Origin of the sequence: Blastomonas sp. RAC04 (genome assembly GCF_001713435.1) — a bacterium.
Taxonomy (GTDB): Bacteria; Pseudomonadota; Alphaproteobacteria; order Sphingomonadales; family Sphingomonadaceae; genus Blastomonas; species Blastomonas fulva.
This window is the reverse complement of record NZ_CP016460.1, coordinates 3,892,044-3,911,266: the sequence shown is the minus strand read 5'-3', so window position 1 is coordinate 3,911,266 and position 19,223 is coordinate 3,892,044. Positions and strand designations below refer to the sequence as shown.

Below are 19,223 nucleotides of genomic sequence, written 5' to 3'. Positions count from 1 at the left end.
CCATTCCAAGATGACCAAGCCGATCTGCGACACCCGGCCCGCACATCCCTCGCTGCAGGACACGCCCTGGTGGAAGGGCGCGAGCATCTATCAGGTCTATCCGCGCAGCTTTGCCGATTCGAACGGCGACGGAATCGGCGATCTGGCGGGCATCACCGCGCGGCTCGAGCATATCGCCTCTTTGGGGGTGGACGCTTTGTGGCTGTCGCCGTTCTTCCCCTCGCCAATGAAGGACTTCGGCTATGACGTCGCCGATTACTGCAATGTCGATCCGATTTTCGGCACGCTGGCAGACTTCGACGCGCTGATCGCGCGCGCGCACGATCTGGGGCTCAAGGTGCTGATCGATCAGGTGTTCTCGCACAGCTCTGATCAGCATCCCTGGTTCGTCGACAGCCGTTCGAGCAAGGCGAGCGCGCATGCCGACTGGTATGTCTGGGCCGATGCGAAAAGCGATGGCAGCCCGCCGACCAACTGGCAGTCGGTGTTCGGTGGTCCGGCATGGACCTGGGATGCGCGGCGCGGCCAGTATTACATGCACAACTTCCTCAAGGAGCAGCCGCAGCTCAATGTGCACAATCCGGATGTGCAGCAGGCGCTGCTCGATGTGCTGGGCTTCTGGCTCGATCGCGGCGTCGACGGCTTCCGCATGGATGCGGTCAACTTCGCGATGCACGACCCCGAACTGCGCGACAATCCGCCCGCGCCGCTCACCGACAAGCCCCGCACCCGGCCGTTCGATTTCCAGCTCAAGCTCTACAACCAGTCGCACCCCGATATCCCGGGCTTTGTCGAACGGATGCGCGCGCTGATCGACAGCCATGGCGACAAGTTCACCGTGGCCGAGGTCGGCGGCGACGATGCCGAGCGCGAGATGAAGCTGTTCACCGCGGGCGGAACGCGGTTCGACAGCGCCTATGGCTTCGACTTCCTCTACGCCGAAAAGCTGACCCCGCAGATGGTCGCCGATGCGCTGCTGAGCTGGCCAGACACGCCGGGGACCGGCTGGCCGAGCTGGGCGTTCGAGAACCACGATGCGCCACGCGCCTTGTCGCGCTGGGTCGATGCTGAGCATCGCGACGCCTTTGCGGGCATGAAGATGCTGCTGCTTGTCGCGTTGCGCGGCAACATCTTCCTCTATCAAGGCGAGGAGCTGGGGCTGCCGCAGGTCGACATCCCGTTCGAGCGGCTGCAGGACCCCGAGGCGATCACCAACTGGCCGCTGACGCTGAGCCGCGACGGCGCGCGCACCCCTATGCCCTGGCGGCACAGCGCGAACGATCTGGGCTTCGGCAGCGGCGATCCCTGGCTGCCGTTCGGCGAGGATCATGCCGCGCTGTCGGTGGACGTGCAGGCGCGCGATCCGCATTCGCTGCTCAACCTCGTCCGCGCCGCGCTGCGCCTGCGCAAGACACATCCCGCGCTCGCCACCGGCAGCGTCGCAATCCTGCACTGCGATGCGCAGCTGCTCGCCTTCGAGCGGGTGGGCCACGGCCAGCGGATCATCGCGATGTTCAACATGCAGGCCGACGTTGCCCGCTGGCCTGAGGGCGTGCCGGGGACAGGCGAGGTGCTGATGGCGGTCAACGATGCCGCCCCCGGCGCCCTGCCCGGCCATGGCGCGCTGCTCTTCGTGCCCGATTGACCCTGCTGACTGGAGAAATGCCATGCGTGCGCTCGTCCTCACCGTGATCATGCTGCTTGCGGCGCTGGGCGCTCCGGCGATGGCACAGGAGGGGGCACTCGCCAGCGTCGCCTCGCCCGATGGCAGGGTGCGGATCGACATCACCATCGATGGCGAGGGCTGGGCGCATTATGCGGTCAGCCGCGATGGCAAGCCGCTGATCGCGCCGTCGCGGCTGGGCTTCCAGTTTACCGACCAGGATGCGATCGGGCGCAACAGCCGGTTTGTCGGCAGCGAAACCACCAGCCGCAACACCCGCTGGGAACAGCCCTGGGGCGAGCGGCGGTTCGTCACCGATTCGCACAACGAGCTGCTGGTGCGCCTCGCCTCCCTCGGCGCGAGCAATGCGCTGACCGACAACCGCGCCGACCGAGCGATCGCGATCCGCTTTCGCGCGTTCGACGACGGCGTGGGCTTTCGCTACGAGTTTTCCGCGCGCGCCGATGGCAAGCCCTGGCGCATCGCAGACGAGCTGACCGAGTTCGTAATCGCAGCCCCGGGTACAGCGTGGTGGATCCAGGCGGGCGACTGGAACCGCTACGAATATCTCTACCACCACACCGCGATCGGCGAGGTCTCCGCCGCGCACACGCCGATGACGGTGAAGCTCGCCGATGGGACGCACCTGGCGTTCCACGAGGCGGCGCTGGTCGATTATTCCGCGATGTGGCTCAAGCGTGTCGACGGCCTGCGTTTCCGCGCGACGCTTTCGCCCTCCAGCCGGGGCGCCAAGGTCGAACGAACCGGCGCGTTCACCACCCCCTGGCGCAGCATCCGCATCGCCGACGATGCCGCCGGGCTCTACGACAACGATCTCGAGCTCAACCTCAACGATCCCAACGTGCTGGGCGATGTCAGCTGGTTCACGCCACACAAATATGTCGGCGTGTGGTGGGAAATGCACCTCGAGAGCAAGAGCTGGGCGAGCGGCGCCACCCACGGCGCGACCAATGCCAACGTCAAGCGGCACATCGATTTCGCCGCGAAGAACGGCTTTCGCGGGGTGCTGGTCGAAGGCTGGAACACCGGCTGGGACGGCAACTGGTTCGGCAACGGCCGCGACTTCGATTTTGCCCAGAGCTATCCCGATTTCGATCTGCCCGATCTTGCCGCTTATGCGCGCAGGAAAGGCGTGCGGCTGATCGGCCATCACGAAACCGGCGGCAACATCGCGAAGTACGAGGCGGGCCTCGACGCCGCGCTCGACCTGTATGCGCGGCACGGCGTCGATGCGGTCAAGACCGGCTATGTCGCCGATGCCGGCGGCATCATCGCTCCGGGCAATGCGCCGGGCGAGCAGCGGATGGAATGGCACGACGGCCAGCGCATGGCGCAGCACCACCTCAAGGTCGTGCGCGAGGCGGCCGCGCGGCGCATCGCGGTCAACCCGCACGAGCCGATCAAGGACACCGGGCTGAGGCGCACCTATCCCAACTGGGTGAGCCGCGAGGGCGCGCGTGGCGGCGAGTATCAGGCATGGGGAACGCCGGGCAACGGCCCTGCCCATGCCCCCACCTTGGTGTTCACCCGCATGCTCGCGGGGCCGATGGACTACACCCCGGGGATTCTCTCGCTCAAGGGACGCGGCGGACGCGATCTGGAATCGACGCTTGCGCGTGAACTGGCGCTGTATGTCGTGCTGTACTCGCCGATCCAGATGGTGGCCGACCTGCCCGAAAATCTCGAGGCGCATCCGCGCGAGATGGACTTCATCCGCAAGGTACCGACCGATTGGGCCCAAACCCGGGTGCTGACCGGCGCGGTGGGCGAACTGGCGGTTCTTGCGCGGCAGGATCGCAACGGGCCCGACTGGTACATCGGCGGCGTCACCGACACCCAGCCGCGCGAGGTGGTGATCGACACGGCCTTTCTTCCCGCAGGCACACGCTGGCGCGCGCACGTCTGGCGCGATGGCGACACAGCCGATTACCGCACCGCCGCGCGGCACGACATCGTCATCGAGCAGAAACCGCTGACCGCCGGCGACCGGATGACCATCCGCATGGCCGCAGGCGGCGGCTTTGCAGTGCGGCTTGAAGCGATCGAGTAGCCCGGCGCGGACCTGATGTCACAGCAGCATCCGCGACAAGGATGCCGGAGGGGCGGTCCAACCGACGATGCTGGTCAGGAAAATGGAGCATGCGGTAATTGCCTACCCCAACTGCAGTATCGATTTTGCCACACCGACGACCTGCCGGGTAGCGGGGCTCAAGGTTCGATTTTTGAGATGGGCAAGAACGATGTCGATCTTGCGGTTCGCCGGCATCGTCGACACTGGCAACTCGATCAACCTGCCGGACTGCAATTCGTCGGAGATGACACGATCGCTGGCGTACCAGATGGCATCGGTGTGCAATGCCACCTGTTTCAGGATGCTGAAATTGTCGCATTCAAGCGTGGGTGGTTGCCCTTCGAAGATCGATTGAAAGGAAGGCGCGAGCGGATTGGGAGAGCGCCCTGTCATGCGAGGGTACAGCGCCATATCGTTCGGGTTGAATGCCGCGCTGCCGGTTAACAATGGATGGCCGGCTCGCACGAAAAAGCCCATCTGGATCTGCGCCAGGACAGTGATGGCCAGCGAAGGATTGGGTTCCAGCGTGGACGCCGCGCAAATGCAGCAGTCTATTTCCGCATCCATCAATCGAAGCACCAGATTCATCGTCGGCTCGACATCGACGACAACCGATAACATCGGCCATCGTTCAAGACTTTTGATCAGCAGCGACTCCATCACGATGCCCGAAACCAAGGGGCCGACACCCAATCTGATGCGTCCGGAATCCCCCCGGCTCTGCATGAGGAGGTCGTTCTCGATCGCGACGGCTTGGCCCAACAGGCTGCGAGCTTTGGCCAGCAGGTCCTCCCCCGCGTTGGTAAGGGTTACACCAATCCGGCTGCGATCCAGCAGGCGCACGCCAAACTTGGCCTCCAATTGAGCGATGCTTCGGCTGAGTGCAGGTTGGGAAAGATTCAGGCGCTCTGCGGCGCGTGAGATGTTCGCCTCTTGCGCCACTACCACCAGATTATTCAGCACACGCAGATCGAGCATCATGCGTCTCCATTATGGTAACTGCATCTAATATGCATTGGACGTGATAGCTGGGCGATGTCATGTCAAGCGTCAAAGACACACCGGAGAGGATGGATGATGGCAAATGTGCTCACTCCCAAACCAGATCATGTTCCCGATCACCTGGTGGTCGATCATGACTATGTGGACCTGGCCGGGATGGCAGAACTGGGCGTTTATGCGGCATCCAAGCGGCTGCATGACGGGCCGGATATCATCTGGACGCAGCGGCATGGCGGCCATTGGCTGGTCACGCGCGCCGAAGATGTGAAATTCGTTCAGGAGAACTACGCGATCTTCAGCCACGAGGAATTCATGATTCCGCGCCTGCTGAATCCGTTCAAGGTTGTTCCGCTCTCGGTCGATCCCCCCAATCATGCCCGCTATCGCGCGGTCTTGAACCCGGCCTTTGCCCCCAGCAAAATCGCCAAAATGCGCGGGGATGCAAAGGTGCTGACCATTGAACTGATCGAGCAGATCAGACCCAAGGGTCGCTGCGAATTTGTGAGCGAATTCGCTCGCATCATGCCGGTGGCGATGTTCCTGCGGATCGTCGATCTGCCGCTCGACCGCCGGGAGGAGTTCGTGGAGTGGGGGTTGGCAATCATGTCATCCTACGAGCCGGACGAGCGCATGAAGGCGAATATGCGGGTTCGGGAATATCTCAAGACCGTGCTGGACGAACGTGAGGGCGGCGAAGGCGAAGACCTTTTGACCCGCGTAGCCAACTGGCGGCGCAATCCGCGGTTTGAATCCGACGAAGAAACGCTGTCGATGGCCACGCTGCTCTTTGTCGGCGGGCTGGATACGGTTGCCTCCTCACTGTCCTATATCACCCACTATCTGGCGCAACATCCTGAGCAGCAGGCGCGCCTGCGCAAGGACAAGGACATCATTCCCAAGGCCGCAGAGGAGTTTCTGCGCCGTTTTGGCCTGTCCAACACCGGGCGCATTCTGACGCGGGACTTCGAATACAAGGGCGTGCTGTTCAAGAAGGACGACATGATCATGGTGCCCAACAATCTGTCGGGCATTGATGACCGGGCCTATCCCAATCCGCTGGTTGTGGACTTCGACCGAGGGGTCGGGCCGATGGATCACAACACATTTGGCAATGGGCCACACAAATGCATCGGCGCAGGACTGGCCCGCGCGGAAATTCAGGTGTTCCTGGACGAGTTTGTTGGCCGGATGCCCGAGTTCCGGCTCGACCCGGACCAGGTCAATGTGGAGCACTGCGGCTCGGTGCCGGGATTTGACGAACTCCACCTCCGCTGGGACTGAAACGGGAGAGCTCACATGACAATTCAGCAGAGCGCGCTCGCGCCATTTACGCTTGAAGGCAAAGTCGCGCTAATTACGGGCGCCGCGCAGGGGCTGGGCCGATCCATTGCCGAGCTCTTCCTCGATGTAGGTGCATCGGTGGTGATCGCCGACCTGAATGGCGAGGCGGCTGCCTCCACCGCAGCAGAACTGTCCGCCAGGGGACCAACCCTGGGCGTTGCGATGGATGTCGCGGATGAAGGCTCTGTGCAGACAGGCTTTGCCGCTGCCGCAGAAACATTTGGCGGGATTGATGTCCTCGTCAACAACGCGGCCTATCGCAACAAGGCCAATACCATGGACATGTCCGTGGCCGAATGGGACATCATGCACGCGGTCTGCACCAGAGGAACGTTCCTGTGCCTGCGCGAAGCGGTGAAGCAGATGCGCCGGCGTGGCGGCGGTTCCATCGTCAACATTTCGTCGATGAGCGCGCAGCACCCGACCATCTACCCCAACATGCACTATGACTCGGCCAAATCGGGTGTGGACGCGATCACGCGGCTGAGCGCTGTCGAGTTTGCGAAGGACGCAATCCGGGTCAATTCGGTGTTGCCGGGCGGCATGGCCACTCCGGGGCCAGACAAGATGCGCGCCATGGCAGCGCAGGGTGGCCCCAGGATCGAGGGACCCGCGCTGCTCCCCGGTCGCAATGTTATCGGACGGATCGCAGATCCCATCGAAATGGCGCGAGCGGTGCTGTTTCTGGCCAGCGACGCTGCAAGCTATATCACAGGCGTTGAATTGCTCGTCGATGGCGGGTTCACAAAAGGATAGTCGATGCTTGACGTTCTCGGCAGCAGCAGCCCGCTGATAGGATCGGACCGACCTTCCTTCACCAGTCTTGGCGCGCGCGAACATATCAATCCTGCAACCGGCAAGGCGCAGGCCAGCGTCATGGTCAGCGGCAAGGCCGAAATCGATGCAGCCGTGGCCGCCGCGGTTGCGGGGCAAAGGGCCTGGGCCGAGATGGGGCCGGAAAAGCGGCGGGATTGTCTGCTCAGGCTGGCGGATCTGGTGGAGCAGGACGCCGAGCATATGGCGACCATGATCGCGCTGGAAGGTGGTACGCCGATCAGCCTGAAGGGCACGCCGCAGGCCGTCGCGTGGATCCGCTATTACGCCGGTTGGGCTGACAAGATCGAAGGCACTTGCAGCGAACCGTTCGGGATCAATGGTTTTGCTTATGCCCGGCATGAGCCGATCGGCGTGATCGGGGTCATCATCCCGTGGAACTCACCGCTCATTGCCACAGCGATGACAGCAGTTCTTGCGTTGGCGGCGGGCAATGCGGTTGTACTCAAGCCGCCGACCCAAACGCCATTTGTGGCGCTGCGCATCGGGGAATTGGCGCTAGAGGCGGGATTGCCGGTCGGTGCCCTCAATGTGGTGCCAGGCGATGCTGTAGCGGGCGAGGCTCTCATCGCGCACCCGGCTGTTGGCAAGGTCAGTTTCACTGGCGGCGAGTCAGTCGCCAGGGCGGTGATGCATACCGCCGCCGAGCATCTGAAGCCGCTCGCGCTCGAACTGGGGGGCAAATCTGCAAACATCATTTTTCCTGATGCCGATCTGGACAAGGCGGCCACCATGTCAGCCACCTGCAGCCTGGTGGCCCTGTCTGGCCAGGGATGTGTTCTGCCCACCCGCGTGTATGCCCATGATGCGATCTTCGATGAGTTTGTGGACCGCGTTCGCGGCACGGCGCAGCAATTCACAATGGGTGATCCGCTTGATCCGGCAACCCTGATCGGGCCGGTCATCCATGAAGCGGCGGCACAGCGCATCATGGGGGTTATCGAGAAGGCAAAGGTTGAATCGGGGGGCAGACTGGTTGCCGGCGGGCGGCGCGGACAGGGTGCGCTGGCGGCAGGCAGCTATGTCGAGCCAACGATCTTCGCCGATGTCGCCCATGACAGCAACCTCGCCCGCGAAGAGGTGTTCGGCCCGGTGCTGACCATCATGCGCTTCAAGGACGATGAAGAGGTCATCGCAAAGGCCAATGATTCGCGTTTCGGCTTGGGTGCTTATGTCCACACCCGCGATCTCAGCCGTGCGCACAGCCTTGCGCACAGCCTTGCGGCCAGGCTGCAGGTCGGCTGTGTCGCAGTCAATGGCATGCTGCCGATGTCGCCAAATCAGCCCTTTGGCGGTGTGAAGCAAAGCGGTTTCGGGCGCGAAGGTGGACGCCCCGGCCTTGAAGAGTTCATGCAGATCAAGCAGGTCTTGATGCATCTGTGATCCAGCCCGAGGAGATGGACACATGATACAGAGCGCCGACTATATCATCATCGGAGGCGGGAGCGCAGGTTGCGTGCTTGCGGCGCGTCTGAGCGAAGACCCGTCCCGTACGGTCCTGTTGCTGGAAGCGGGCGGCGAGGGGGAGAACTTTCTCACCAAGATGCCCGCGGGCACCGCCAAGCTGATGGGACACAAGACGTTTGATTGGCGGCTGCCCACCGAGCCCGATCCCACCATCGGCAACCGCACCATGCAATGGGTGGCGGGCAAGGCTCTGGGTGGCGGTTCTGCGATCAACGGGCAGGTATACATGCGGGGCGAGCGCTCTGATTACGACGCATGGGAACGGCTGGGCTGTTCGGGTTGGGGCTATGACAGCATCTTCCCCTATTTTCTGAAATCGGAGTGCTTTCAAGGCGCGCCCTCGCAATCACACGGCAGCCACGGCCCGCTAAGCGTTTCGCCGGTGAAGAAGCCCGAGCCGATCGGTGCCCATGTCATTGAGGCCTTCACCCAGATCGGTATCCCGGTGAACGAGGATTATTGCAACGGCAGCCAGGCCGGCGTCTATCGCAACTTTGCTACCCAAAAGGACGGACAACGCTGCTCCACGGTGCGCGCCTATCTCGAACCGGCGCGCACACGGGCGAATCTGACCGTTGTTACCGGCGCGCATGTCGAGCGGATCGCCGTCGACAATGGCCATGCAACGGGGGTCGAGTATCGTGTCGGCGGCGAGCAACATCAGGCCAGCGCGACGGCTGAGGTCATCGTTTCTGCTGGGACGATGCATTCTCCCGCGATCCTCATGCGTTCGGGCATAGGCCCGGCGGCGCATCTCAAGGCATTGGGTATTCCCGTTCAATGCGATCTGCCAGGCGTGGGACAGAACCTGCGCGAGCATAACACGATTTCCGTTTCCAAGCTGGTCAACATCCCGACGATGAGCGCCCGGCTGGGGCCTATCAGCATGATCGGCAATCTGCTGAATTATCTGCTGTTCCACAAAGGGTTGCTGACCACGCCAGCCGTGCAGGTGATGGCCGCCCTTCGCACTGATCCAGAGCTTGTGGACCCTGACATCATTCTGTCAGCCCTGCCCGTTGCGGTTACCTTCAACGACAAGGGCGATGCGGTGGTGGAAAGGCGGCCTTCCTTTTCGATCGCGTTCCATGTCGCCCGCCCCCAGAGCCGAGGCGAAATTCGACTGCGCACTGCCGATCCATTTGACAAGCCAGTGATCGATCACCGGCTGCAAAGCGCGCAGAGCGATGTGGACAAGCTGGTCAAGGGGTTGAAGCTCATAGAGCGCCTTTGCAAGGCACCAGCTTTGGCCAGCATCATTACCGGCCCCCTGAAACCGGATCCGACACCCGAAACGGACGAAGATTGGGCAGCCTATGTCCGCCAGTTCGGAGGCATTGGCTATCACGCTGTCGGAGCCTGTCGCATGGGGCCGGATGGCGATCCCATGGCCGTGCTCGACCCGCGATTGCGGGTGCGGGGCATCACCGGGCTGCGCGTCATCGACGCCTCGATCATGCCCGAGCCGGTTTCCGGCAACACCAACGCGCCGACGATCATGATCGCAGAGCGCGGTGCAGATATCATCAAGGGGCATGCATGATGTTGGACGGCATCTTTGGAATCGCAGACAAAACGGCGCTGATCATTGGCGACAACCCGATCGCCCAGGCGACTTTGGCACTGTTCACGCAGGCTGGCGCGACGGTCGAACTGATCGATGTGGCCACGGAAGAAGCCGCAATGGCGGATGCTTATGCGGGGTTTGTCGAACGGCATGGCCGCCTCGACATCGTCGTCTATGCCGCCAGCCGAATTGGCACCTATGCTCTGCCGGACATGACGCTTGCGCAATGGGACGTCATGCATGACATCAATTTGCGCGGCGCCTTCATCGCCTTGCGTGATGCGGTTCGCCAGATGAAAGGTCAGGGTGGTGGCGTGATCGTGGCGGTTTCCACGATGGGGTCGCTGCATCCGGTGCTCATGGGCAATGCGGCTTATGGTTCTTCCAAAGCGGGACTCAATGCATTGGTCCGCGCGACGGCGCTGGATCATGCCGGTGATGGTATTCGAGCCAATACGGTCCTTCACGGCGCGGTCCCGTGCGGTCAGCCCGCCAGCGATGCGGTGCAGCTGGGCGGCCCCGCCATGCAACCGGGACGGCTGACTCTGGGCATGGGACAACCCGAAGATGTGGCCAGCGCAATCCTGTATCTTTGCTCGCCAGCCGCAAAATTCATCACCGGCCAATCGCTCGCCCTGGATGGCGGCTTTCTGATCAGCTGACCGATTTTTGGCATGACGGGCGGCTTGCGGGGGAAGGCTGTTTTATATAGATATATCCTATAGATGTATAATCCAGCTTGGCTCGATGTCGCTCCAGCCGCCCCAGCCTCAAAGGATCTGCGATGACCCGTCGTGCCTATAAGCCCCTGCTCGCCAGCGTTGCGGTGATCTTTTCAAACGCGCCCGCCATTGCGCAGGCTGTCCCCGAAGCGCCCGTGGCGCAGACGCAACAGACCCAGCTCAAGCCGCATGTCATCGTCTGGATGCTGGACGATATCGGCTTTGCCCAGCTTTCGTGCTTCGGCGGTCTGGTGAGGACGCCGAACATCGATCGGGTCGCCAACCGTGGGGTTCGCTACACCAATTACCGCACCGCGCCGATCTGCTCGGCGAGCCGGGCTGCCTTGCTGACCGGTCGCAACCCGCACAGCGTCCATGTCGGGGGCCATGCGGGCGCGCCGCTGCCTTATCCCGGCTATGACGCGCATGTCCCGGCCAGTGCCGGAACGATCGCTGCCAACATGAAGGCGGCGGGCTATCAGACGGTTGCGCTGGGCAAGTGGGACCATTTGCCGGGCGCGGACATGACCCAGGCCGGCCCGTTCAATCTGTGGCCGACCGGCCAGGGCTTCGACAAATTCTACGGCTTCATCGGTGCTGATGCAGACAATTGGCAGCCTGTGCTGCTGGATGGCACCTCGCCGGTCGCGACCCCGGCGGGCCCCGGCTATCACCTCAACGACGATCTTGCCGACCGGGCGATTGCCGCGTTCGATGCCCGCAGCGCAAGGCGGGATGCCGCCCCGGTGTTCATCTATCTGGCGACCGGCACGGCCCATGCCCCGCACCACGCTCCGCAAGCCTGGATAGACCGCTACAAGGGCCAGTTCGACATGGGCTGGGACAAGGCCCGCGACGTCGTGCTGAAGCAGCAGATCGCGATGGGGATCATGCCCAAGGGGACCAGGCTGGCCCCCCGCCCCGAAGGCATGCCCGCCTGGGAGACATTGAGCCCGGACAACAAGAAGCTCTACGCCCGTCAGATGGAGGTGTTCGCCGCCGCTGTCAGCCACGCCGACGAACAGTTCGGCCGCATCCTCGATGCGCTGGAAGCCAAGGGCGAACTAGACAACACCATCATCGCCATCACCTCCGACAATGGCGCAAGCGCTGAAGGCGCGTATCACGGCACCCACAACGAAACTCTGTTCATGAACGGATACTATCCGTCGGCGCAGGAAAACCGCACCTTCGTCGACCGCTGGGGCGGCCCCGAGACTCAGCCGCATTATGCCTTTGGCTGGGCTGTCGCGGGTAACACTCCGCTGCGCAATTACAAGCAGACCACGCACGATGGCGGCATCCGCGTTCCGCTGATCGTGTCGTGGCCCAAGGCGGTTGCGGCGCACGGCGAACTGCGCAGCGAATTTGCCTACGTCGCCGATGTGATGCCGACCGTGCTCGATCTGGCAGGGGTTCCGCTCGCCCCGACGATCAACAATGTCGCACAGGTTCCAATGGAGGGCGTCAGCCTGAAGCCGAAGTTGCTGACCAGGGATGCCCCCACCACCAGCCGCGCGCAGTATTTCGAGATGTATGGCAACAAGGGGCTGTGGCACGATGGCTGGACGATCGTAACATCGCACCGGCTCGATCCGTGGCGGATGGACCAGATGTCGCCGATCACCGAGCCTTGGGAGCTGTATCACACCGATATCGATCCTGGCCAAACCATCAACCTGGCGGCAAAGCGACCTGACAAGGTCGGCGAACTGGCTGCGCTGTTCGAGGAGCAGGCCAGGCTATACAACGTCAACCCGATATCCAATTTCGGCGATTCCCGGGCGTTCGGGGCCAAGGCGTTCCAGGCCGAAATGGCGGCGCGTAAGGGCCTGTGGTCATTCGACAGGCCGATGACCAATATCGGCTATGGCGCTGCCCCGCCGATTGCGATCCGGCCCTTTGACATGAAGGCGCAGATCGAGCTGACATCAGGAGACGAAAGCGGGCCGATCTTTGCGTTCGGAGGATCCAGCGGCGGCATGGCAGCCTATCTGTTGAACGGCGTCCCCGGTTTTGCATTCCGAGATCTGTCGGGCAAGCTCACCACCGTGCAGGCGGCAGCGGCCCTGCCCAAAGGCACCAGCGACCTGACACTGCGGGTCGAGCGTGCCACTCCCAAGCCGATGTCTGCGGAGACCGTTACGGTGACCATCATGGCAGGCGATCAGGTGCTGGTCCGGCGCGATGTGCAGGCGGTCATTCCTGCAGCCTATGGCGTCGCGGAAACCTTCGATATAGGCCTGGATCGCGGCAGCACGGTCAGCCCCACTTATGCTCCCGACAAGCCGTTTTCCGGCAGGCTGGGCAAGGTATCCTTCCAGATCAAATAACAGGTCCGCTGCTGTCAGATCGATCTGGCGCAGCGGAAGCCGACATGGGTGGTTGATGTATCCACCGGCTGAAACCATCTGGCGGCGGGGCGATAGCGCTGGCAGTAATTGGGCGCACACAGATGCGATCCGCCCTTCAGCACCTTGTGCAAATGAGGGCTTGGGGTGAATTCTCCCGATTTCAGGTGGCAACAGCTGTTGTTGCCGACCGGACCGCTGGCGTCGCTCGACGTCCATTCCCAGACATTTCCGATCAGGTCGAATAGTCCGTAGCCATTGGGCCGATAGCGCGTGACAGGAGTGGTATAAGGCGGGCCATTGCGATCGGGATGGGTGAACGGAAAGCCCTCGAGCCAGATATTGGCCTGCGCCTCGCCTCCCGGGAGAAATTCGTCGCCCCAGGCATAGGCTGCATTGGCGAGGCCCCCGCGCGACGCGAATTCGGCCTCTACCTCGGTCGGCAGGCGCTTGTCGGCCCAGCGAGCATAGGCCAGCGCATCGCCATAAGCGATGTGCACCACGGGGTGGTCGGGCAGTGGCGATGGGTCATCGATGCCGGTGCCATAAGGCTGCCGCCAATTGGCGCCCGCCACATAGCACCACCAGCTTTCAGGTCCCACCGGACCGCCTTTTGCAGGCGCGGTGAAAACGATCGACCCTGCTACGATCATTTCGGGCAGGATGCCGGGGTAATCCGCCGGATCCGGCGCCGTTTCCGCCAGCGTCACATAGCCCGTGTCGGCGACAAACGCGGCAAACTGCGCATTGGTAACCGGCGTTGGATCGAGCAGGAACGGTGCGACCTCATGGGTCCGCACCGGTGCTTCCTCCGGATAGAAATCGGTGCTGCCGATAGTCACCGATCCACCCGGCAACAGGATCATCGCTGGCGACGGGATTGCAGGGTGCATGGCGGTTCCTTCGTGGCCTTTGCTCGCGCACTGTCCGGCCGAGCCGTTGCTGCGGACTCGACTTTTCTTGGGCTGGCGTGCGATAGATTTTCGAACATGTCCACTGCCAAGCCACCATCCACCGCCGCACGCACGCCCCAGCGGTCCAATGGGGTCAAGCGTCGCGAGGCCATTCTCGATGCCGCTGCCGCGATCATATCCGAAACGGGAATTGCAGGGCTGACCCTTCACGCAACAGCAAAGCGGGCCGGCGCCTCGATCGGCTCGATGTACCATTTTTTCCGGGACAAGGACCAGCTGCTCGACGCGTTGCGCGAGCGCCATCGGCAGGCAATCGCCGACATCATCGGCAGCCTGGCCGCGGTCACGCCGGACCAGTGGATCGCCATGTCGGCTGGCGATGCGATCGATTGCCTGTTCGGCAAGCCCATCCGCTTTTATGCCGACCACCCGTTCGCGCTTGACCTGCACCAGTTGCACGAGGAACGGGCCGCCGATGCCTTTCTAGCGCTGGTCGAGAGCGTCATGACATTGCGCCTGGGCGATCGGCGCGGGCCAGATGTCGCGCGCATGCTTTATGCGATTTCGACAGGCACGCTTGCGTTCGCGCTGGATCATCATGACACGGCGCGACGCGCGCTGGTGCCCGGCATTCCTGTTGCGCTGACCGCCTATCTGCTGACGCAGGAAGCAACGCCCGCCTGATTTGAACCATGGCTGCAGATGATGCCCGGCTGGACGCGCTCCGGCGGCGAGCACGCGTGCGTTTCGAAACGGTGCTCCCGCATACCGCCTTGTCATACTAGACGAAACTCTCTATTAATTTCAAAAAACGAGAGGATCCCGATGGCAACGCAGCCTGACGCTCACGTCCCTGTGGCGGACTTCATCATCGTCGGCTCAGGCTCGGCGGGCGCGGTGCTGGCTGATCGGCTTTCTGCCGATGGCCGCCATACGGTTCTGCTGCTCGAGGAAGGCGGCGGTGACACCTGGCTGAGCCGGATGCCCAAGGGCTTCGGCAAGCTGCTGATGGATCCGCAGTACAGCCATTATTACCCCACCAGCGTGGATGAAAGCGCGCCTGGCCCCCAGGAAGTCTGGGCACGTGGCAGGATGCTGGGCGGATCGAGCGCGATCAACGGCATGGTCTGGAACCGGGGCGTCGCCGAGGATTACGACGCCATCGAAGCCCTGGGCAATCCCGGCTGGGGCTGGAAGGACATGCTGCCGTGCCTGCGCGCGCTGGAGGATCACCATATGGGCGCCAGCGACCATCGCGGCAGCGGTGGCCCGGTCAGCATCACCACCAACCCAAACCGCACCCCGCTCGCCGATGCATTCATCGCTGCGGGCGGCGCGCTGCAGCTGCGCGAGAAGGACGATCAGAACGGTCCCGAGCTCGAAGGCATCGGCTATGCACAGTGGAATATCGATAGATCCGGTCGCCGGATCAGTTCGGCCCGCGTGCTGATCGACAAGGCCAGCGGCCGAACAAACCTCACCATCCGCACTCAGACCCGGGTGGACAGGGTGCTGATCGCCGATGGCAGGGCGGCAGGCGTGGCCTGCACCAGCGAGGGCCAGGCGGTGAATCTTTATGCCGGGCGCGAGGTCATCCTGTGCGCAGGCGCGCTGGTCTCGCCCAAGATCCTGCAATTGTCAGGCATCGGCGATGGCGCGGTGCTGCAGGCAGCAGGCATCGAGACGGTGGTGCACAGCCCCAATGTCGGCAAGCGGATGCGCGAGCATCTGACGCTGGCGATCAACTTCCGGCTGCGCGACTGGCGCTACAGCGACAACCGTGAATATGGCGGCGCGCGGCTGATCGGCAACATGCTCAACTATCTGGCACGCGGCAAAGGCCCGCTGGCACGCGGCGCAGCCGAAGCCATAGCCTTCGTCCGCGCGCATCCCGGATCGACTCGTCCGGACACGCAGATCATGTTCAACCCCTATTCGCTCGACCCCAACGGGCAGGGCATCGCGTTCGAGCAGCAACCGGGGATGCAGTGCTATTCCTATATGCTGCGCCCGGTCAGCGAAGGCACCGCGCTGATAACGTCAGCAGACGCCGCCGCGCCGATGGCGATCCGCCCCGCCTATCTGGAAGCAGAAATCGACCAGGCCACCAGCATCGCCGGAACCCGAACGATCCGCCGGATCATGGAACAGGATGCGCTCAAATCTTTGGTGGTCGGAGAAACCGAAAAGTCGTCCTGGGCGCAAAGCGATGACGAGATTTTGAAGCTGCACAAGCAGTTCGGCCACTCGGGCTATCACGCGGTGGGCACTGCGGCGATGGGGCCCGACGATACCGACGTGCTCGACAGCCGCCTGCGGGTGCGCGGGGTAGACGGTTTGCGTATCGTCGATTGCTCGATCTTCCGCGAAATTCCGGCAGGCAACACCAACGCGCCGACGATGGCCGCCGCCTGGCGGCTCGCCCAGATGATCCAACAGGATCCAAGCTAGAACAGCCCAGGGACACTGGCGCGGCCAGACCCCGACGGTGCAGGAAAGGAACGACAATGACCCTGATGGAACGACACAAGAAAGCTGCGGAAATCCTTCCTGCAGTCAGCTCGCTGGTTGGCGGCGAACGTTATGCCGGGGTATCTTCCGGTACCTTCGACCATATCAACCCGGCAACCGGCCAGGCCCAGGCCAGCATCCCGCTTTCGGGAACGGATTGTGTCGATGCTGCGGTGGCAGCAGCACGGTCGGCAGCCGCCGGATGGCGCAACACGCCAGGATCACGTCGGCGCGAGATCCTGGAAAAGCTGGCCGAACTGATCGTGCGCAACGGCGAAGAGCTGGCCACCATATCGACGCTGGAAAACGGCGCGACCATGGGCTTTGGCGCGACCCGCTTTGTCAACATGGCGGCGGAATGGACACGCTATTACGCGGGCTGGGCAGACAAGCTCGATGGGCTGGTGGTCGATACCCATCGCGATGAGCCGCTGGTCTACACCATCCCCGAGCCCTTTGGTGTGGTCGGCATCATCATCACCTGGAATGCACCATTGCTGTCGCTGGCGATGAAGATCCCGCCGGCGCTGGCGGCCGGCAACACCGTGGTGCTCAAGCCCGCGGAGTTCACCCCGTTCACGTCGCTGCGGTTTCTTGAGCTGGCAAGGGAAGCCGGCCTGCCCGATGGCGTACTCAACCTCGTCATCGGCGGGCCGGATACGGGCGCAGCGATTTCCGCGCATCCCGGCATCAACAAGATCAGCTTTACCGGCGGCCCTGCCACCGCGACCAAGATCATGCAATCTGCCGCCAGCAATCTGGTGCCGGTGCTGTTCGAACTGGGCGGCAAGGGCGCAAACCTGGTGTTCGACGATGCCAATCTGGCCGAAGCCATTCCGTTTTCGGCAACCTTTGCGCTGGTCAACACCGGCCAGGGCTGCGCTTTGCCCACCCGGCTGCTGGTGCAGCGCGGCATCTACGATACGGTGGTCGAGGGCGTGACCGCGGTGGTCCGCCAATACATCACCGGCGATCCGCTAGAGCCGACGACCTTTGCCGGGCCGCTGGTCAACCAGGCCGCGCTGGAGCGGGTCAGCGGCATCATCGACAAAGCCAAGGCGGAGAACGCCGGACGTGTCGTGCTGGGTGGGGGACGCCCCGGCGGCGAGCTGGCTAATGGGTTCTTCGTCGAATCCACCATCTTTGCCGATGTCGATCCGGATAGCAGCCTGGCGCAGAACGAGGTGTTCGGGCCGGTACTGTCGATCATTCCGTTCGACACCGAAGAGCAGGCGGTCGAGATTGCCAACAGCACCGCTTATGGCCTGACGAATTATGTGCAGACATCGGACATGCGCCGCGCGCGCCGCCTCGCCCGCGATCTGCGCTCGGGCACGATCGGCATCAACGGGACCGGCAACATGCATGTCGGCGCGCCGTTCGGGGGCGTGGGCATCTCCGGCTTTGGCCGCGAAGGTGGCCGCGAAGGGGTGATGGAATTCGTCAGCACCAAGACCGTGCTGATCGGTTGAGGCTGATCCCCGGGACCGGCCTGGTCCGGTCCCGGGGGCGCGCATTTCGGTTCAGAACATCACCACCGTGCGGATCGACTTGCCCGATTTCATCAGGTCGAAACCGGTGTTGATGTCTTCGAGCGCAATGCGGTGGGTGATCAGCGGATCGATCGCCAGCCTGCCATCGCGGTACCAGTCCAGGATCTGCGGCGTCTCGACCACGGGATTGCAGTCCCCCATGAACGTGCCACGGACGGTGCGCCCGAAATAGAATGTCGAGGCTGGCAGGCTGAGCTGATCGCCGACAGGCGTGATGCCCACTGCGACCATCACCCCCCAATAGGGATTGACCATCGCCACCGCCTGCCGGACGGTTGCCGGGTGGCCGACGCAATCGAAGGCGTAATCGGCCCAGCTGCCCAGCAGCGTCCTCACACGCTTTTCAAGCGGAAGGTCACTGTCGGCCGGATTGAGGAAATCGGTCGCGCCAAATTCGCGGGCAACCGCCTCCTTGGCCGCGTTGGTGTCCAGCGCCACGATCGATGCGGCACCCGCCAGCCTGCAGGCCTGAAGCACGTTCAGCCCGATCGAGCCCATTCCGAAGACCAGCACCTTGCTGCCGGCTTCCACCTTGGCGACATTGTTCACTGCCCCCACGCCGGTCATCACCCCGCATGGCACCAGCGATGCGGTGTCAAAGCCTATGCCGGGCCCGAGCCGGGTCAGCCGGTCGGGCGGGATGATGGTGTGCCCGGCAAAGCTCGCCGCCGGTCCCATCCGTCCCAGGCTTTCGCCGCGCCAGGTGAAGGGCGATGGCGCGCGCGCATCCATCGCCATGCTGTCGCAATAGCCGGTCTTGCCCGAAAGGCACGGCAGGCATTGGCCGCAATGCGCGGTGTTGTTGAGGATGACGGCATCGCCCGGCGCAACCCCCGAAACCCCCGGTCCGCATTCCACCACGACACCGGCGCCCTCATGCCCCAGCACGGCGGGCAACCTGACCGGGAACTTGCCCTCCATCGCCGACAGATCGGTATGGCACAGCCCGGACGCTTTCATCTCGACCAGCACCTCGCCCGCCAGCGGGCTGCGCACCTCGATCTCGTCCACGATCAGCCGCTCGCCATGCCCCTGCGCGATCGCCGCCTTGGTCCTTAGTCCCATGTCCATATCCCCCTTTTCGCTTGCCCAGTTTCGCCGACATCGCTTGGCATCAACCCAGTTCGGGCGGGATGGACATAGCCCTGCGGCTCAGCGTGCCTGTTCACGAATAGAAATGCCAAAAAAATGGGCGGCCTTTGCGGG

At 63.2% G+C, this 19,223-nt stretch carries 14 protein-coding genes; 11 read left to right on the top strand and 3 right to left on the bottom strand.

The genetic code is table 11. From position 1 onward, the window contains the following. The first annotated feature begins 10 nt into the window (after positions 1-10). A complete protein-coding gene (locus BSY18_RS19130; protein ID WP_069051578.1) occupies positions 11-1,645 on the top strand; it encodes an alpha-amylase family glycosyl hydrolase in 1,635 nt (544 codons plus the stop codon). A 22-nt stretch (positions 1,646-1,667) separates the two neighbouring features. Continuing rightward, entirely contained in the window at positions 1,668-3,734 is a 2,067-nt protein-coding gene (locus tag BSY18_RS19125; RefSeq protein WP_069051577.1) for a glycoside hydrolase family 97 protein, read from the top strand. A gap of 102 nt (positions 3,735-3,836) precedes the next feature. Here BSY18_RS19125 and BSY18_RS19120 read toward each other — a convergent pair whose 3' ends face one another. After that, positions 3,837-4,736, bottom strand: a complete 900-nt coding sequence (locus BSY18_RS19120; RefSeq protein WP_069051576.1) for a LysR family transcriptional regulator — start codon at positions 4,734-4,736, stop codon at positions 3,837-3,839. A 93-nt stretch (positions 4,737-4,829) separates the two neighbouring features. Between BSY18_RS19120 and BSY18_RS19115 the strand changes: the two genes are divergently transcribed. From BSY18_RS19115 to BSY18_RS19090, 6 genes are all read left to right on the top strand, one after another. Further along, positions 4,830-6,038: a cytochrome P450 gene (locus tag BSY18_RS19115; RefSeq protein WP_069051575.1), complete on the top strand. Its 1,209-nt coding sequence runs from the start codon at positions 4,830-4,832 to the stop codon at positions 6,036-6,038. Positions 6,039-6,053: 15 nt separating this feature from the next. Further along, positions 6,054-6,854 carry an SDR family NAD(P)-dependent oxidoreductase gene (locus tag BSY18_RS19110; RefSeq protein WP_069051574.1) on the top strand — a complete coding sequence of 267 codons (801 nt, stop codon included), beginning with the start codon at positions 6,054-6,056 and terminating at the stop codon, positions 6,852-6,854. 3 nt (positions 6,855-6,857) lie between these two features. After that, a complete protein-coding gene (locus BSY18_RS19105) occupies positions 6,858-8,315 on the top strand; it encodes an aldehyde dehydrogenase family protein (RefSeq protein ID WP_069051573.1) in 1,458 nt (485 codons plus the stop codon). Positions 8,316-8,337: 22 nt separating this feature from the next. Beyond that, positions 8,338-9,942, top strand: a complete 1,605-nt coding sequence (locus BSY18_RS19100; protein ID WP_083231588.1) for a GMC family oxidoreductase — start codon at positions 8,338-8,340, stop codon at positions 9,940-9,942. Continuing rightward, entirely contained in the window at positions 9,939-10,628 is a 690-nt protein-coding gene (locus BSY18_RS19095) for an SDR family NAD(P)-dependent oxidoreductase (RefSeq protein ID WP_069051572.1), read from the top strand. The genes BSY18_RS19100 and BSY18_RS19095 overlap by 4 nt, the downstream gene beginning before the upstream one ends. Positions 10,629-10,750: 122 nt before the next feature. Then, a complete protein-coding gene (locus tag BSY18_RS19090; RefSeq protein ID WP_069051571.1) occupies positions 10,751-13,021 on the top strand; it encodes an arylsulfatase in 2,271 nt (756 codons plus the stop codon). 14 nt (positions 13,022-13,035) lie between these two features. On the opposite strand, the gene BSY18_RS19085 is transcribed toward BSY18_RS19090, so the two are convergent. Next, entirely contained in the window at positions 13,036-13,932 is an 897-nt protein-coding gene (locus BSY18_RS19085) for a formylglycine-generating enzyme family protein (protein ID WP_236823414.1), read from the bottom strand. Positions 13,933-14,028: 96 nt separating this feature from the next. On the opposite strand from BSY18_RS19085, the gene BSY18_RS19080 reads away from it, so the two are divergent. The 3 genes from BSY18_RS19080 to BSY18_RS19070 all read left to right on the top strand — a co-directional run bounded on the left by BSY18_RS19080 (position 14,029) and on the right by BSY18_RS19070 (position 17,936). Beyond that, on the top strand, positions 14,029-14,637 hold the full coding sequence (locus BSY18_RS19080) for a TetR/AcrR family transcriptional regulator (protein ID WP_069051569.1): 609 nt from the start codon (positions 14,029-14,031) through the stop codon (positions 14,635-14,637). 141 nt (positions 14,638-14,778) lie between these two features. Next, positions 14,779-16,404, top strand: coding sequence for a GMC family oxidoreductase (locus BSY18_RS19075; protein WP_083231587.1), 1,626 nt, complete (start codon positions 14,779-14,781; stop codon positions 16,402-16,404). 56 nt (positions 16,405-16,460) lie between these two features. Beyond that, the gene (locus BSY18_RS19070; RefSeq protein ID WP_069051567.1) at positions 16,461-17,936 is read left to right on the top strand and encodes an aldehyde dehydrogenase family protein; all 1,476 of its coding nucleotides are present in this window, start codon (positions 16,461-16,463) and stop codon (positions 17,934-17,936) included. A gap of 51 nt (positions 17,937-17,987) precedes the next feature. On the opposite strand, the gene BSY18_RS19065 is transcribed toward BSY18_RS19070, so the two are convergent. After that, positions 17,988-19,082 carry an alcohol dehydrogenase catalytic domain-containing protein gene (locus BSY18_RS19065; RefSeq protein ID WP_069052042.1) on the bottom strand — a complete coding sequence of 365 codons (1,095 nt, stop codon included), beginning with the start codon at positions 19,080-19,082 and terminating at the stop codon, positions 17,988-17,990. Positions 19,083-19,223: the final 141 nt, after the last annotated feature.